Here is a 15,484-nt window from a genome sequence, read left to right as displayed (position 1 = left end):
GTATCTTTTATTGTTTTGACACTTCTGGTATTGGACCAAACCGTGAGAATGGCCACATAACAAATTTCACTTCACCCAAAATATCTTTTTTATGAATAAAGCCAATGACACGACCGTCTTTTGAATTCCGTCGATTATCACCTAAAACAAAGTAGCTATCTGCTGGTACTTTTTCTTTTAATGAAAAATCGCCTGTCAAAGGTTGACCATCTGTTAAGGCTTTTTTAAATTCATCTAAATAGGGTTCGTCAACTTCTTTTCCATTGATGTACAACGTATCATCCTTGTACGCAATTGTATCTCCAGGTAAACCAATCACACGTTTAATATAATTTTTATCTGGTTCATCTGGCGCTGGGAAAGTAATAATATCGAAACGATTAATTTCTGTGTTTTTTAACGTAATTACCCGTTCACCATCTGCTAACGTTGGATCCATTGAATGACCTCTCACTACGACAGGCGTAAATACAAATTGTCTCAGTAAAAACAGACCCAAAGCTAAACAGGCAAAAAAGACGACTGTTTTAATTAATTCTTTTGATTTCAAACTCATTCCTCCAAAAACCTTATTATCTTATGTCTCATATTCTACCACAAAGTAAATCAATCCTATAGTGCTTAACACCCAATTAATTTTTATGTACGCTTTTTTTACAAAATGGTCAGAAAAAAAACGTATTTCTTTCAAATTTGATTCTTACTTTTTTGATCCTGCTCATAAAAAAAGCATAATCAATTCTAAAAAGGGCTGAATTGATTATGCTTCTAGCGTTTTAGCGATCCATCACAACCACGTAACAAACTTCTAAAGGACCATGCAACCCGACAACCAGTTGCATTTCAATATCTCCTGAATTAGAAGGCCCTGAAATAAAGTGAATCGCTGAGCCAATTTTTTCGCCTTTTTCTATTTTATCTGTATAAAAAGCTGCTGGCTGAGTCGAACGTGGAACGAGTTTGCTAAACGGTATAATTGAAATGTAATGCTTCGGTAAAAAATGTAAGGATCTGCCTTGTCCCGCATTGGACTCCACCACAATCGTTCCTGATTCAGCTAGTAAAAACTCAGCAAAGGCAATCGCAATATTTGCCTGAGCAGCTGTTTGAATATTCGCTTCTCGTTGCTCACTTCCAGGTTGCCATTGCTTAACAGAAACAGCCTCTAATGACTTAGCTAAATCAGCTAATCCATAGGCTTCAAAACGTGCATCTGTTGGCAATAAAAGATTGCCCCCACCAAACTCAGCAACAATTTGCTGAATCGTCGTCAGTAAATTTTCTTGTGTGGTTTCCACTAAGTTCGTGTGAATCGTTTCCACACGTTCTTTCACAATCGTTAATAGCTCTGCTGGTGTTTTATCTGCCAACTGTTCTTCTGGTAAATGATTAACTGGCTCAAATGGATGGGCCGAAACAGGCTGTTTTTCTACGCCTAATTTTTCTCGTAGATTTTGTAAAAAAGGTTCTCGATTTTGAATCGCTTCATTAGTCATTTTTTTCACCTTCTTGATGTTTTTTGAACCAACTTCTGAAGTTTTCTGAAGATTTTGGTGGTCTTGGCAAATCACGAACATCGGTCCAACCTTTTACTAACCCTGGTCCTTTATCAAGGTAGCCTCCATGATTGTACATGTTTTCAACAGTAATGTCTTTTTGTTTACTTAAAATGCCCGCTGCAGCATGATCGACTTTCATGGCTGCTTTAAACATTGCTGGTGAACCAGTGGCTTTACCTACCATACGCATTTGGAAATCTTCAAATCCATGTTTCATTTTCAGATCATCGGTCATCACTTTACGATGTTCAATTAATAATTCGTGCAATGGAATTTTCACAGGACACGTTTCCGTACATGCCCCACAAAGACTAGACGCATAAGGCAATTCCCCAAACTGTTTATATCCACCTAAAATTGGAGAAAGCACAGCACCAATTGGTCCTGGATAAATAGAGCCATAACCGTGCCCTCCAATATGGCGATAGACCGGACAAACATTCAGACAAGACCCACAACGAATACACTGTAAAACTGGCTGAAAGGCTGTTCCTAACGCTTTTGAACGTCCGTTATCCAAAATGACCACGTGAAATTCTTCTGGACCATCGGATTCATCCGCATTTTTTTGCCCGGCAAACGTCACATACGTTGTTAAATTTTGACCAACGGCACTTCTGGCTAAAAGGTTATCTAAAACCTCTGCTTCACGCATTGTTGGTACGATTCTTTCCATTCCCATTAACACGATTTGTGTCTTAGGAATACTGATGGTCAAATCAGCATTTCCTTCATTTGTATTTAAGTTAATTAAGCCGCTATCCGCAATAGCGAAATTACAACCTGTAATGCCAATCTCCGCTTCCAAAAAGAATTTGCGCATCACTTCTCGTGCACAGCGTGCCAAATTTACCGGGTCATTATCTCCTTGATACCCTAATTTTTCCGCAAAAACCTGACGAATCTGTTCGCGATTTTTATGAATACTTGGGAAAACAATATGTGACGGCTCATCCCAGTCATCCATTTGTAAAATGAATTCCGCCAAGTCTGTTTCCATCACACTGACATCGTCTAATCCCAATAACATTGGATCAATATCGACTTCGGTCGTCACCATTGATTTAGATTTTACAATTTTTTTCGCCTTTTTTTCTAGAACCACTTGTTTCACATATTCATTGGCCTCTTCGGCGGTTTGAGCAAAAAAGACTTTGCCACCTCGTTTGGCGACGTTATCACTGAACTCTTCTAAATAGTCAGGCAGATACTGAATTGTATGTTGGCGAATTTGTTCTCCCAGTTCACGCCATTGTGGCCAATTGCCTAAAGCTTCCCGCGCACCTTCTCGTTTCTCCCATTGGGCATCTTGTGCTTTGGCGACAGCCTTTTGCATAAACACATCTTTTTTACTTTCTTCAATTCGTTCACTTAACGGCTTATTGCTCGTTGATAATCCCACAGTTCTTCCCCCTTACCCTACCGATATGATTTGCGGTTGATCCATGCGTGCTTCATCCACTTCGTGATTAAGGACTTCTGCAATATGCATAATCTTAATCTTTTTCCCATCACGATTGAATTTACCCCCGATATTCATCAGGCAACCCATATCCGCACTAATTAAAATTTCTGCGCCTGTATCAATCACATCGTTCATTTTTTCCGTCACCATTTGTTCAGAAATAGCTGGCATTTTCACTGAAAACGTTCCGCCAAATCCGCAACAATTTTCAAGATGTCCTAAAGGAATCATTTCTAATCCTTTCACATGATCCAACAAAACAAAGGGCGATTCTCGTTCATTTAAAATTCGCGTCATATGACAAGAACGATGATAAGTGGCTTTCCCATATAGCGTTGCGCCAACATCTTTGACCCCTAAGACACGATAAAGAAACTGACTAAACTCATAAGTTCGCTCAGCTAAACGTTGTGCTTTTGGTCCATAAATAGGATCATCTGCTAAAAATTTGTGGTATTCTTTCATCATGCCGACACAAGACCCCGCAGGTCCCACCACATAATCGGCACCGTCAAAACTATCAATTTGATTCTTAAGCGTTGTCGTGCTCTCTGTCACATAGCCACTATTGTACGTTGGCTGACCACAACACGTTTGGCTTGTTGGTAAAACCGTTTCACAGCCATAACGTTCCAAAACCTCTACCATTGCTTGCCCTACATTTGGAAAAAGTAGATCCACCACGCATGTCGAAAATATACTCACTTTCACGCAAAATAACCTCCTCGTTTTCTACGAAAAGGCTCCATGAAATTAATTGGGCGGCTGTCATTAAAAGTCACTTGGCTGTCGTCTCTAACTACTTCACAGTGCCTTTTCAACAAATACGTTATTTGTAACAAAAATCGTTTTTTAAAATGATTCTTATACAATAATTATTTTACCAGTATCTGGTTTTAACAGCAAACGATTCCAGAAATTTTGTGCATTTTCACACAAAAAAGGAGGCTTTTTTATCAAAGTTTCTTTTAACCCCTTTGAAATTCGTTTTTTCTGAAGAAAAGAGTGACGAAATTTTGAAATTTTGGTAAACTAAGAAAAAACGAGAAACGAGGGCCATGCATGTTCATTTCATTTAACATGTTTATTCTATTAATTGTTGCAACGATCCTAATGATTTTTCTGATTATCTATTTGACAGTCACTGGAAATGATAAAAATAATAAAAAGAAACAAAAGAAAGAAACAAAAAGAACTACGCCAACTTTAAACAAAAAAACAACTGTCCCCCCTTCTCAGAAGCCAAATGTTGTGACTGATGTTGCCAAAAAGAGCGAGCCGGAAAAGCAAGCCGTACAACGAACACAACAACCAACCACTAGAGAGGACGAGACTTCTCAATTTACACGAAGCCAACGTCATAAATGAAAATGGGCCATAAGTCGAGATGACTTATGTCCCATTTTCTAATTCTTAAGATAATCAGCTGAACAAAAAATCCGCTAGTGGTTTCACTTTTTCTTTTAATTAATGATAGTTTATTCTTCTTTTCAGGTGTATACTAAATGATTGAAAAGAGACTTTAACTAATTAGGAAGAGGTGATTTTTTGTCTGCAAAGCGGTTTATTCAATTATTCATTTGTTATGCTATTTCAATGATTGTCGCAATACTTTTAACGGACTTATTTAATTTCTCGAGTCCTATAGCTTATTTAGTAGTGGCTAGTATCATCGGCTATGTAGTCATTACTGTTCCATTAACAATTATGACTCTATTAAAAAATAAAAATTAATAAAAAAATTGAGCGATTTTAATCACTTAAATTGCTCGATTTTTTTATTTTCATAATATTTTTCACTTATTTTTTCATTTTCATTGACAGAATAGTTGTAATTGTCAGAAAATTGTATATAATAAAGAAAGTTATTTTCATATTATTTTTTTCAATTAAAGGAGAATCCTATGAGTGAAACACAACAAACAACCTTAAAAAAACAATTAAGCTCGCGCCACATTACGATGTTAGCCTTAGGGGGAGCGATTGGCGCAGGTCTTTTTAAAGGAAGTGGCGAAGCAATTGGTATTGCTGGTCCTTCTGTTTTAATCGCCTTTCTAATTGGCGGTGCTGTTCTCTTCATCGTCATGAGTGGTTTAGGAAAACTCGTTTTAGATGGCGGAGACACACATCATGGTTTGTCTGGCTTAGTTCGACCATTTTTAGGTGCACATTCTGCTGACTTTATTGATTGGGTTTATTATTCCATGTGGACAATTAATATTATCGCAGAAGCGGTTGCCGCAGCTTCCTTTTTACAACTTTGGTTTCCTAATATTCCTGCTTGGTTTTTTGTTTTTATTTTAGCTATTTTAACGACGCTCATTAATCTTTACTCGGTTCGTTTATTTGCAGAAACAGAATATTGGTTGGCGTTTGCTAAAATTAGTGTCATCATTTTGTTAATTATTTTTGGTGTTTATCTGGTGGGACAACAAATGCTAGGCAGTGGTGTCTTCCCTACTTTACAAAGTATCACCAAGCATGGTGGCTTCGCCCCACATGGCATGAAAGGTATTGTTAATTCTTTATTAGTAGTTATTTATTCTTATGGCGGTTCAGAATTAATCGCGATTACTGTCAGTGAAGCAGATGATCCTAAAAAAGCCATTCCTAAAGCGATTCGTGGTGTGATGGGACGGATTATTTCCTTCTATATCATTCCATTATTCTTACTTTTGATTATTTTCCCTTGGAATACATTAGCAGGCACAACGGTGAGTCCATTTGTTATGGTTTTTGAAAAAATGAATATTCCTTTTGCTGCTGACATCGTAAATTTTGTGATTATTTTAGCCTTGTTTTCTTCTATTAATTCTGGGGTATACGCCTCTTCTCGCCTTTTATATTTTCGCTTAAAAGATAAAAAAGGACCCATGAGTAAACTAGCGGTTTTAAACAAGCACCAAGTACCTCAACGTTCAGTTTTCTTCTGCGCCAGTGTTTTATATCTGGGCGTTATTCTTTCTTATTTTGTTGGCGATGAATTATTTGGTTACTTAGCCGGTTCTCTCTCTTACACTGTCTTGCTAATTTGGATTTTAATTAGCGCTGCGGCGTTTGTTCTTTCTTTAAAACGAGGGTCTCTCTTTGAAAAAAGTATTAATCTCCTTGCTTTAATCATTTTAGGTCTCATCTTTATTGGCATCTTATTTACGAATTCGTTAGGCGTCACTCTTTTAACAGGCCTACTGTACTTTGTTATTTTCTTTAGTTATCGTAAGAAAAATGATTCCTTTCTACTCTCTGATGAAAGCTAAATAGACCAAAAAAAAACGAACAGTTTTGTAAGACAACTGTTCGTTTTTTCGATGTTCCATCTCCTTCTTCTTTTGCTATGCTATTTTTGTAAATTGTTAGGAGGAGAAAAAATGAAAAAAATTGGCGCTATTTTATTTATTGGCTTATTGATTGTTGGTGGTTATACAGGCTATCGTTATTATGCAGATACATATAAGGGTGAAAAAGCCTATGCACAAGTTCCTCTAGAAATTCCTGAACGAAAACAAACAGTAGATGACAATCAAAAAAGCATAGATGGCCAATATTCTTTACACTATCGACTAACTTTTGTTAAAAGTAATGGAAAAACGCAAGTTATGGACTACGAACGGACAGACAAAAATCCTCAACCTTTGGAACCAAATGCTTACATAGAAGCAACCATTAGTAAAAAAAGAATCATCCAATCTCCTGTCAAAATTGATAAAAAAGAGATTCCAGAAAAAGCTTTCGCACAATTAAATAACCGAAAAACAACCAGCGATAATTAGTCATCGCTGGTTGTTTTTTTACATGGAATAACAATTAATTCATAAATAATGGTACGCTGATTTTGCTTAATTTCATGAGAACCAAAAATTTCTTGTATGCGTTGTTCTAAAATTGGAACTGACCATTGTTCTTCAAAATAGTTGCGGAAAAAGTCTTTTGAAATAGCTTCTGATGCTTCAAAGAAAAATTTTTTTGTGAAAAAAGGTCGCTGTTCTTTTTTTAGAAATGCTTTGTATTGTGCCATCCAATTTAACTGCGGGTTGCTCTCTTGCTCAAAAGGAGAAAACAACGAATCTTGCTCTTCCACTAGCCGAAATATAAGACACCATTCTTCACTTAATTGGCACAATGCATTAACTTTTTCCGGCGTATCCAAAGCAGGGTTCATCGCTGAAAAAACGACTTGAAATTTTTTCCCAGTCTCAATCAGTCTTTCTTGGCTTTGGTGAAGAAAAACAACGTTGCTTTGTGCTTTTGCTTCCGCAATCTCCAACATTCTCTGAGAAATATCGGCTAGCGTATACTCCGTGACTTGCTCTTGAAAAAAAGGTAAATATCGTCCCGTCCCACCTGCGATATCCAGAAATGTCTGACACGGAAAAATGCCTTCTTGGACCAAGAAATCACGTAATTCTCGAGCAATTGGATATGGCGATTCTTGTTGAATTTCTTCATATTCTTCTGCAAATTCATCCCAAAATTCCGCTAATTCTTGCTCATTATTATTCATCAACAGTTGCCCCTTTCTCTCAATTCTTATAAAAATTGTAGCAAAAGAAGCGCCAAACAGCTAACAAGTTCACTCATTTAAATCAATAATTTCATCTACAAATCGCAGGGTTTTAGGTCGATGAGTAACCAAAATATTCAACTTATTGTGGGTAAATTTTTGTACTTCTTGTAACACTTTTTCTTCGGTCTTTTCGTCCAATGCAGAAGTCGCCTCATCTAAAATAAGGATCTCTGCTTGTGTAAATGCTAAGCGTGTGAAAGCAATCCGTTGTTTTTCACCACCAGAAAAATTCATTCCTTTTTCACTCACAATAGTGTTTAAACCTTCCGGCAACCGTTCATAAAGTTCCCCCAACTGAAAACGATACATAGCTTCAATTACTTGTTCATCAGAAATTTCTTGATTCAATACAATATTTTCTTTCAACGTTCCTTGAAATATTGGCACATCTTGAGATAAATAAAAAACTTTTTCATAATAATCTTCCAAATTAAATTGTGTTAGAGGAAATTGATTCACATAAACTGTCCCCTCTGTCGGCTTCAATAATCCTAAAATCAATTTAATCAGGGTAGATTTACCTGTCCCACTTTTTCCAATCAAGCCATAGGTTTTATTCATTGAAAATTGTCGATTTTGTTGGGACATAATCGTTTGACTATCTACGCTAAAACACACATCTTTTAATGAAATTGTTTGAATTTCAGGTAACGCTTTGCCGGAAACCGCTAAGTCAGGATCATCTTCTTTTTTATAAAAATCTTCCAAGCGCTGATAGGCTACTTTATCCAAATTATATTGAACAAATAAAACATTAAATATGGCTATCGGCGTATAAATTCGATCGATATACATCACTATCGCTACAAGTCCACCTAAACTTAGCGTCACGACGTTAGTAAAACTAAGTACGACAATACTTACTTTGATAAGTGCAACTAACAAGGCAAAAAAGCCAAAGAAAAATTCATGGATCATAGTCATTTTTGTTATATTTTGACTATTTTCCTCTGCCATTAACGCGTAATTTTCAATCTCTTTTTTATATTTTCGATTAATTCTAAAAGTTACTAGTTCTGTCATCCCTCGTATCAAAGTAGCATTCATTGCTTCTTCAGAAATAAGTGTTTTTTCTTTCATTTTTTGTAGCGTTTTCAAAAGTATTTTGGTTAAAATAAATACAATCACATAACCAATTAGAATTGCTGGTAGTAATTTTTTATCAATCAATGCTATGAAAAATAAATTAAATAACGTCTCTGGAATTAGCTCTCGAAATAAGCGCCCATAAAAATTCAAGTGGATATTTCTCCCAGCTGCTGCACCAACTTCTACTTTTTGTAGTAAAGCCCCCGCTCCCAGTTTTAGATATTCTTCATAGGAAATCTTGCTCATTTTTATTAAACTTAATTTCTTCAAATAGAAATAGATGCCATTAGTTAAGTAAGCTTTCGGTTTCTGTTCACAGTAAGACAATAGCGGAATTAAAATAATTGTCGTTCCATACGCTACTAACAACCCTAGTTGGAAACTTTTTTGATAATGATCTAACAACTGTTGAAAAAAATAAATTGCTAAAGCACTACATAATGAAACAATCACACCAATCAAAATGTACCAAGTGAAGCTTTTCTGAAAGTGCGACCATATTTTTTTAGTCATTTACTCCCTCCTTTTCGAGCAGTACATACCTTACTGTAGCATAGTTTTTGATTGGCGCCTATCAGCAATTTATCTCCAGATAATAGAAAAGCCCCCCAGCGAAAGCTGGATGGCTTTTCTATTGTTAATTCTTTCTGATTTGTAGATAACTTACACCTAAAACGGCAAATGTACTTGCCAGTATTCCTGCTATTAGCATAAACGGTGTTTTTGTTGTGCCTGTTTTGGGAAGTTCTCGTTGCCCGTTTGCTTCATTTAATTTTTGAATTGGTTCACTAAGCAGTTGGGGAGCCAATTGTGGGCTTCCTTCATTTTTCAATGTATTTAATGGAGCGTTTAGTATTTGTGGTTGATTTTTTGATGTAATAGTTTTATTTTTCTCCACAGTTGTTTCTGTGGATGGCTGTTTTTTCTCAGTTGTAGTAATTTCTTTTGTTGGTGAGACATGAACTTCTGGCTGGCTGCTTTCTGCAGTTTCTGTTGCGCCATTCTCTTCAGTTGTTACGCTTGGTTTTTCAGGTATGATTGGTGCAATTGTACCTAACGTTTCACTTTCATCTGGATTTTCTTCTTCTGTTGGCGACACATGAACTTCTGGTTGGCTGCTTTCTGCAGTTTCCGTTGTGCCGTTCTCTTCAGTTGTCACACTTGGTTTTTCAGGAATAATTGGTGAAATTGTACCTAACGTTTCACTTTCATCTGGATTTTCTTCTTCCGTTGGTGAGACATGAACTTCTGGTTGACTGCTTTCTGCGGTTTCTGTTGTGCCGTTCTCTTCAGTTGTCACACTTGGTTTTTCAGGTATGATTGGCTCAATCGTGCCTAGTGTTTCACTTTCATCTGGATTTTCTTCTTCCGTTGGTGAGACATGAACTTCTGGTTGACTGCTTTCTGCGGTTTCTGTTGTGCCGTTCTCTTCAGTTGTCACACTTGGTTTTTCAGGTATGATTGGCTCAATCGTGCCTAGTGTTTCACTTTCATCTGGGTTTTCTTCTTCTGTTGGCGACACATGGACTTCTGGTTGACTGCTTTCTGCAGTTTCTCTTGCGCCGTTCTCTTCAGTTGTCACACTTGGTTTTTCAGGTATGATTGGCTCAATCGTGCCTAGTGTTTCACTTTCATCTGGATTTTCTTCTTCTGTCGGCGAGACATGAACTTCTGGTTGGCTGCTTTCTACGGTTTCTGTTGTGTCTGTCTTTTCACTTGTTTCTGTTGCCTGTTCCGAAGTAGGTGTCTTTGGTTCCCATTCATCTATTGTCTCTAAAGGAATGTCTAGACTTTCTTCTGTTGGCATTTCCACATTTTGATTACCGCTTGCCTCGCCTTCTACAAAAACATTTTTAACCTGTGATGTATTTTTTTCATTCGTTGCGTCTTGATTGTTTAGTTGATAATTGATGTCATAACTATTTTCAAATGTTGCTTGATGTTGGCCTGCTTCTGTGATTGTCGAAGTGTAACGGACGATAAAGGAAGTAAAGCGTGCTTTATCCCGATAAAAACGTAAATTAAAATCATTATCTGTTACGAAGTAAATTTTGCCATAACCTTGTTGCTCAAACTCGGCAAGTGAAATATATTTAGTTTCTTTGTCATTCACAATATCAAATGTAAAACTCTCTTTATTTAATTGTTGACCACTTCCTTGTCGATCCGCAATTGAAATATCTTCTGTGACATCGGATTTATTGAGGTTCACATTTAAAAACCAACGTACTTGATTTGACTCTCCAGCCAAATCGCCTACTTTATAAAAAAACGGATAGTCTTGCTCAATTTGGCCAGTCTCTGTGTTAGTCATTCCTTCAATTGTCAAACGTTGAGTCGCCGTTGCTGTTCCGAAATCCGTTTCTATCACATTCGGTTGAGAACTATTGGTGATAAGCGTTTTAATCCCGAAAGAAAAATGCCCATTCACATTATGTAAAGATTCAACTTTTTCGTTAAATGTTGCTACAACATGATCTTTATAGATAAAAACTTCCCCTAAACCATTTAAATTGATTTTTCGTGGTGAACTATCGTTCTCGGTCATTCCAACTAGTGCGTCTGGTAAAGTTAAAGTAATAGTATCTCCAGGTTTTATTTTCTGATTTTCTTTGTCACTAAAAGATACTTTAATTGAGGTCATCTCTCCTTGATATAAAGTAGTGTGATCTAATTCTACTTTGTCAACGATTGAACTTTTGCTCAATTCGGCGCCAAACGAAATTGGACCAATCAATAACGCCCCCGCAATTGGTAGAATCATTACCAACAGTAACACTAAAAATTTTACACTTTTTGTCATAAAAAATTATTCACCCTTCTTTTCTCTTATTTTTTCCACTTAGTGGTCTTTTTCAGAAGTTGACAATAGCAAAAAGATATATCTCACACAATATTAATGCTCATTTAAATAGCCTTTTTTTAAAATTTCTAATTCACTTTCTAAGGAAAACGGTTTATTATGGTAGTTACATTAGATAACATTTGTTACAAAATATCTAATGCTGCCAAATTTGAGTTGCATAAATAACATATTTCACATCAATAATGAATAAAAATACTTATTTCATCCTCATTTTGTTTCCCAGGCCATTTATTCTTGTTATAATAAAGTTTATGAGATAAGGAGGAAAAGAATGAAAAATTCATATTTTGACGGTGGTTTAGCAACGTATATCGGGACTTCAATTTTAGCAACCTTGATTACTGTCTTTACATTAGGCATTTGCGCACCTTGGGGAATTTGTATGATGTACAACTGGAAAATCAAGCATACCGTTATTGATGGTAAACGCCTTTATTTTGACGGTACAGCTATGCAATTATTCGGTCATTGGATTAAATGGCTTTTATTAACTATAATTACTTTAGGAATTTATGGTTTTTGGTTGAATATCCGTTTGCAACAATGGATTACAAAACATACCCACACACTTTCATAAAAAGAGGAAGGATGAACTGAGTTACGGTCCATCCTTCCTCTTTTTATGAATATCTAACAGAGTGTTATCCTACTCTTTGAAAAAACAAGGAATTTATGCTATACTTTGATAAGTATCAAGGGATACTTATGTTATTTCGGGGGCGTTACGGATTCGACAGGCATAGTTGAGCTTGAATTGCGTTTCGTAGGTTACGGCTACGTTAAAACGTTACAGTTAAATATAACTGCTAAAAACGAAAACAATTCTTTCGCTTTAGCTGCCTAAAAACCAGCTAGCGAAGATCCTCCCGGCATCGCCCATGTGCTCGGGTCAGGGTCCTAATCGAAGTGGGATACGCTAAATTTTTCCGTCTGTAAAATTTAGAGGAGCTTACCAGACTAGCAATACAGAATGCCTGTCACTCGGCACGCTGTAAAGCGAACCTTTAAATGAGTGTCTATGAACGTAGAGATTTAAGTGGCAATATGTTTGGACGCGGGTTCGACTCCCGCCGTCTCCATTTTTAGAAAAGTAGAGAAAAACAAAAAAGAGCTAAAACCTTATAAAATAAAGGTTTTAGCTCTTTTTTTCTATAAGCAAGAGAAGGCTCGTTACCTCCTCTTACACTTCCTATCACATTATCTTTCTAAAACCACTTCATTTTCTTTTTCTATTGGTGATTTTGGGTATTGCATAGAACATGGCTAAAAATATTATTGTTATCAAAAGAGTTTTTAAGATTTCAATTTCTCCTGAATCTATCCAAGTATACACAAAAGCGATGATAAAAGTAATTACTATTTCCGTAACATGATCTTTTAAATTCATTAGCTTAGCCCACATTGAACTGCCCATAAAGCTAGTTGTCCAGCTACAATAATAGCATTCGTCTTTAACCCATTGGCTTTAGCGAAGCGTAATACAGTCACTGCTAATTCTTTCCAGGCTTTCTTTTGTGCAGCTTTTACAATTGCGCTGATACTAATCATTGCAAAAAACTCATCTTTGATTTTGTTAGCAACGCAACTTCCTAATGCATTCCAATTAAAACGTGCTTGAACTACTGTTGAAGCATCAGAAATATTTACATTTAATTCTTCCTCAACTGAAGAAATCTCTTGCTGAGCAAAATTATTTTTGACATAGTTTTTAAAGTTATCTTCCGTCACTCCATTCGCATACATTTCTTCCAGTCCTTTTGCTACAGCCTCAACTTCTGAATCCTCTAGCTGGTCAGATGCATAAACACTTGTACCAGCGCTGATAAAAATACCTAATGTCATTAGTAATGCCATCGCCAAACAAAAAAATTTAGCCTTTTTTGTCACCTGTAATTCCATAAATAAATCCCTACTTTCTTTTTCCTTGTTATAATCATAACAAGGAAAAAGATAATTTATCATCGAAATCCCTATTTGATGCTTATATTTTCCTATATATCCTAGAGCTGATTTTTCTCACTAGTGATCACATCAATTTGAACTAATGATTCAAAAAAAGACACAGGTTATTTGAGGTACGTTCGAGGTAATGCTAGGTTCTATTTTGAAAACAACGCAGCTCTCTTGAAATATTTTTTGAGCTTGTCTAAACCTTCTGAAACGAATATAGAAAATAAAAAAAGAGTCCCCTTTCTCAAGGAAACTCTCAATTGCTAAGTCAAAATAACTTCACGTTATCTAAATCTTTTAAATCAATCCTATGGTTCGCGGAACAAAGGAGCTAAAAACTTAATAGAATAAATCGCACAAATTCCGACAATAATATAGATAATTTTTGCTAATGGTGTGGTTGCACCGCCACTAATTGTTGCAACTAAATCAAAATTAAATGCACCAACTAATAACCAGTTTAAACCTCCGACAATCAATAAAATTAAAGCAATAATATCCAGATATTTCATTTTTAACACTCCTTCCAAATTTGATAAGCCAAGAGTAACACGTTTATTCTTTATTTACGAAAATAATGATTCAGGAAAAAAAACTTTTTTCAATTATTTTCTCGGATAATTTTTTCATTATTAAGAATTTTATGATATAACTAAAGAGTAGACAAAAACAGATTCATTATCTCTGATAAGAAATGGTGGTTTATTATGCGTGCTAAGTTATTTTTAATTTTGCGGAATCGAGTGTTATCCCGTGTTGTCTTTGTCATTCTATTTTTACATGTGCTTTTTACCACAAATGATTTCACGGTGTTGCTACTCCTCTTACTATTGAATTATTTACTCACGCTTGAGGATAGCGCGAAAAAAAACAGAAAAATCCAAACTTGGCAGGAATTTAAACAGTCGATTGATTGGCCCTTTGTCGCTTTTTATTCAGGGCTTGCTCTTTTAGTTATTTCGTTAATACTTCTGTTTCTCTGGTTCAATTATGCACGATAAGGAGGATTAAAAATTGAAAAGCTATTTTTTTACTCTTTTTTTTAGTATGTTTAGCCTTTTCGTCATACTACTTTGGTTTTCTGGTCGTCTTTTTCCGCCGCTTGTACCAGATAATGAAGCCGCTAATAATTAACGCACAGGCAATTAAAAGTAATGTCCATAATAGTAAATTTTGTTGTTGTACCACTTTTTTCATCCCCGCTGCTGCTTTTTCTGGTTGATATGGGATACGATGTCCTCGAACTAATAACCGATGACTGTTTATCATATACGGTGTGCAAGTTAATAAAGTGACGAGATCTTGGCCAGACTCAATGTGTAAATCTTTTGTATCAGTTGGTTCAACGGTTTTTATTTGATCCACTTGATAAGCGAGCGTCTTCCCATTGACTTCGATATAAAATTCATCGCCTTTTTTTAATTCTGGCAAATCTGTAAATAATTTGGCTTGAGGGAGACCACGATGTCCTGAAATGACCGCATGTGTATTCGCACCACCTGTAGGATAGGAGGTTCCTTCTAACAAGGAGCTTCCTTTTTCCAATAGCAATGCATTCGTTTTATCAAAAATTGGTAAACGGACATTTATTTTTGGAATGGTTAAAACACCAATCGTATGACTTTCAAAATAGGATTTGTCTGGTTTTTTCGTTGTTTTTTGCGTTTCAGAAAAAGGATCTAATCCAGGATTGCTGCCTTTTTTCGCTAATTCTTGGTTTTTCTTTTCCATTTTTTCTTGAAGTTCAGCCATTTCTTTGGTGTTTTCTTGGCTTGCTTTTGCTTGATAATGAGCGATAATTTGTTGATCCAGATAGTTATTTAATGCATCGCTAACAAAAGGATACGCAAATGCACCTATTCCAATAATCAGTAAAAGAATCATAAAACCATCAATGATACGACGTTTCTTTTTTGACTTCATTGCTTCCTCCTTAAAAATAAAGCATGAAAGCCTGGGACAGTGATTGGCCCAGGCTCTTTGTTTTTCTA

Annotated in this window: 17 protein-coding genes and 1 other RNA gene; 7 read left to right on the top strand and 11 right to left on the bottom strand. The window is 36.0% G+C overall.

What is annotated here, in order from left to right:
• Positions 1 to 7: 7 nt before the first annotated feature.
• From lepB to IGL37_RS04220, 4 genes are all read right to left on the bottom strand, one after another.
• Positions 8 to 556: a signal peptidase I gene (lepB, locus tag IGL37_RS04235; RefSeq protein ID WP_002358039.1), complete on the bottom strand. Its 549-nt coding sequence runs from the start codon at positions 554 to 556 to the stop codon at positions 8 to 10.
• A gap of 220 nt (positions 557 to 776) precedes the next feature.
• On the bottom strand, positions 777 to 1,496 hold the full coding sequence (locus IGL37_RS04230) for a LutC/YkgG family protein (protein WP_033918039.1): 720 nt from the start codon (positions 1,494 to 1,496) through the stop codon (positions 777 to 779).
• Positions 1,489 to 2,961: a LutB/LldF family L-lactate oxidation iron-sulfur protein gene (locus IGL37_RS04225; RefSeq protein WP_002361596.1), complete on the bottom strand. Its 1,473-nt coding sequence runs from the start codon at positions 2,959 to 2,961 to the stop codon at positions 1,489 to 1,491. Before IGL37_RS04225 ends, IGL37_RS04230 begins: the two co-directional genes overlap by 8 nt.
• A 12-nt stretch (positions 2,962 to 2,973) precedes the next feature.
• Positions 2,974 to 3,735, bottom strand: a complete 762-nt coding sequence (locus IGL37_RS04220) for a (Fe-S)-binding protein (protein ID WP_002360596.1) — start codon at positions 3,733 to 3,735, stop codon at positions 2,974 to 2,976.
• A gap of 369 nt (positions 3,736 to 4,104) precedes the next feature.
• Between IGL37_RS04220 and IGL37_RS04215 the strand changes: the two genes are divergently transcribed.
• From IGL37_RS04215 to IGL37_RS04200, 4 genes are all read left to right on the top strand, one after another.
• Positions 4,105 to 4,392, top strand: a complete 288-nt coding sequence (locus IGL37_RS04215) for a hypothetical protein (protein ID WP_002386008.1) — start codon at positions 4,105 to 4,107, stop codon at positions 4,390 to 4,392.
• A gap of 180 nt (positions 4,393 to 4,572) precedes the next feature.
• Entirely contained in the window at positions 4,573 to 4,758 is a 186-nt protein-coding gene (locus IGL37_RS04210; protein WP_002358046.1) for a hypothetical protein, read from the top strand.
• Between the two features lie 170 nt (positions 4,759 to 4,928).
• Positions 4,929 to 6,281 (top strand): amino acid permease, encoded by a 1,353-nt coding sequence (locus IGL37_RS04205; RefSeq protein ID WP_002390076.1) that lies wholly within the window; start codon positions 4,929 to 4,931, stop codon positions 6,279 to 6,281.
• 111 nt (positions 6,282 to 6,392) lie between these two features.
• Positions 6,393 to 6,794 (top strand): YxeA family protein, encoded by a 402-nt coding sequence (locus IGL37_RS04200; RefSeq protein ID WP_002369637.1) that lies wholly within the window; start codon positions 6,393 to 6,395, stop codon positions 6,792 to 6,794.
• Here IGL37_RS04200 and IGL37_RS04195 read toward each other — a convergent pair.
• From IGL37_RS04195 to IGL37_RS04185, 3 genes are all read right to left on the bottom strand, one after another.
• Positions 6,791 to 7,525, bottom strand: coding sequence for a class I SAM-dependent methyltransferase (locus tag IGL37_RS04195; protein ID WP_002403296.1), 735 nt, complete (start codon positions 7,523 to 7,525; stop codon positions 6,791 to 6,793). The two genes, IGL37_RS04200 and IGL37_RS04195, sit on opposite strands and share 4 nt — an antisense overlap.
• A 69-nt stretch (positions 7,526 to 7,594) precedes the next feature.
• Entirely contained in the window at positions 7,595 to 9,190 is a 1,596-nt protein-coding gene (locus IGL37_RS04190; RefSeq protein WP_002371336.1) for an ATP-binding cassette domain-containing protein, read from the bottom strand.
• Positions 9,191 to 9,314: 124 nt separating this feature from the next.
• On the bottom strand, positions 9,315 to 11,480 hold the full coding sequence (locus tag IGL37_RS04185) for a collagen binding domain-containing protein (RefSeq protein WP_202583859.1): 2,166 nt from the start codon (positions 11,478 to 11,480) through the stop codon (positions 9,315 to 9,317).
• Positions 11,481 to 11,814: 334 nt separating this feature from the next.
• Between IGL37_RS04185 and IGL37_RS04180 the strand changes: the two genes are divergently transcribed.
• Both IGL37_RS04180 and ssrA read left to right on the top strand, forming a co-directional pair.
• On the top strand, positions 11,815 to 12,120 hold the full coding sequence (locus tag IGL37_RS04180) for a DUF898 family protein (RefSeq protein ID WP_002360604.1): 306 nt from the start codon (positions 11,815 to 11,817) through the stop codon (positions 12,118 to 12,120).
• Positions 12,121 to 12,258: 138 nt separating this feature from the next.
• Positions 12,259 to 12,625: a transfer-messenger RNA gene (gene ssrA / locus IGL37_RS04175) on the top strand.
• A 134-nt stretch (positions 12,626 to 12,759) separates the two neighbouring features.
• On the opposite strand, the gene IGL37_RS04170 is transcribed toward ssrA, so the two are convergent.
• From IGL37_RS04170 to IGL37_RS04160, 3 genes are all read right to left on the bottom strand, one after another.
• Positions 12,760 to 12,945: a hypothetical protein gene (locus IGL37_RS04170; protein WP_002384733.1), complete on the bottom strand. Its 186-nt coding sequence runs from the start codon at positions 12,943 to 12,945 to the stop codon at positions 12,760 to 12,762.
• A complete protein-coding gene (gene entV, locus IGL37_RS04165) occupies positions 12,930 to 13,442 on the bottom strand; it encodes an enterococcin EntV (protein WP_002358120.1) in 513 nt (170 codons plus the stop codon). Before entV ends, IGL37_RS04170 begins: the two co-directional genes overlap by 16 nt.
• A 359-nt stretch (positions 13,443 to 13,801) precedes the next feature.
• Positions 13,802 to 14,005, bottom strand: coding sequence for a DUF378 domain-containing protein (locus tag IGL37_RS04160; RefSeq protein ID WP_002381996.1), 204 nt, complete (start codon positions 14,003 to 14,005; stop codon positions 13,802 to 13,804).
• A 195-nt stretch (positions 14,006 to 14,200) separates the two neighbouring features.
• On the opposite strand from IGL37_RS04160, the gene IGL37_RS04155 reads away from it, so the two are divergent.
• Positions 14,201 to 14,494 (top strand): hypothetical protein, encoded by a 294-nt coding sequence (locus IGL37_RS04155; RefSeq protein ID WP_002358125.1) that lies wholly within the window; start codon positions 14,201 to 14,203, stop codon positions 14,492 to 14,494.
• A gap of 67 nt (positions 14,495 to 14,561) precedes the next feature.
• On the opposite strand, the gene srtC is transcribed toward IGL37_RS04155, so the two are convergent.
• Positions 14,562 to 15,416 carry an Ebp pilus assembly class C sortase gene (gene srtC, locus IGL37_RS04150; RefSeq protein ID WP_002369656.1) on the bottom strand — a complete coding sequence of 285 codons (855 nt, stop codon included), beginning with the start codon at positions 15,414 to 15,416 and terminating at the stop codon, positions 14,562 to 14,564.
• Between the last annotated feature and the right edge of the window lie 68 nt (positions 15,417 to 15,484).

The sequence above is a fragment of the Enterococcus sp. AZ119 genome (assembly GCF_050546175.1).
GTDB classification, from domain to species: Bacteria; Bacillota; Bacilli; order Lactobacillales; family Enterococcaceae; genus Enterococcus; species Enterococcus faecalis.
This window is presented reverse-complemented; position numbering and strand designations above follow the sequence as displayed.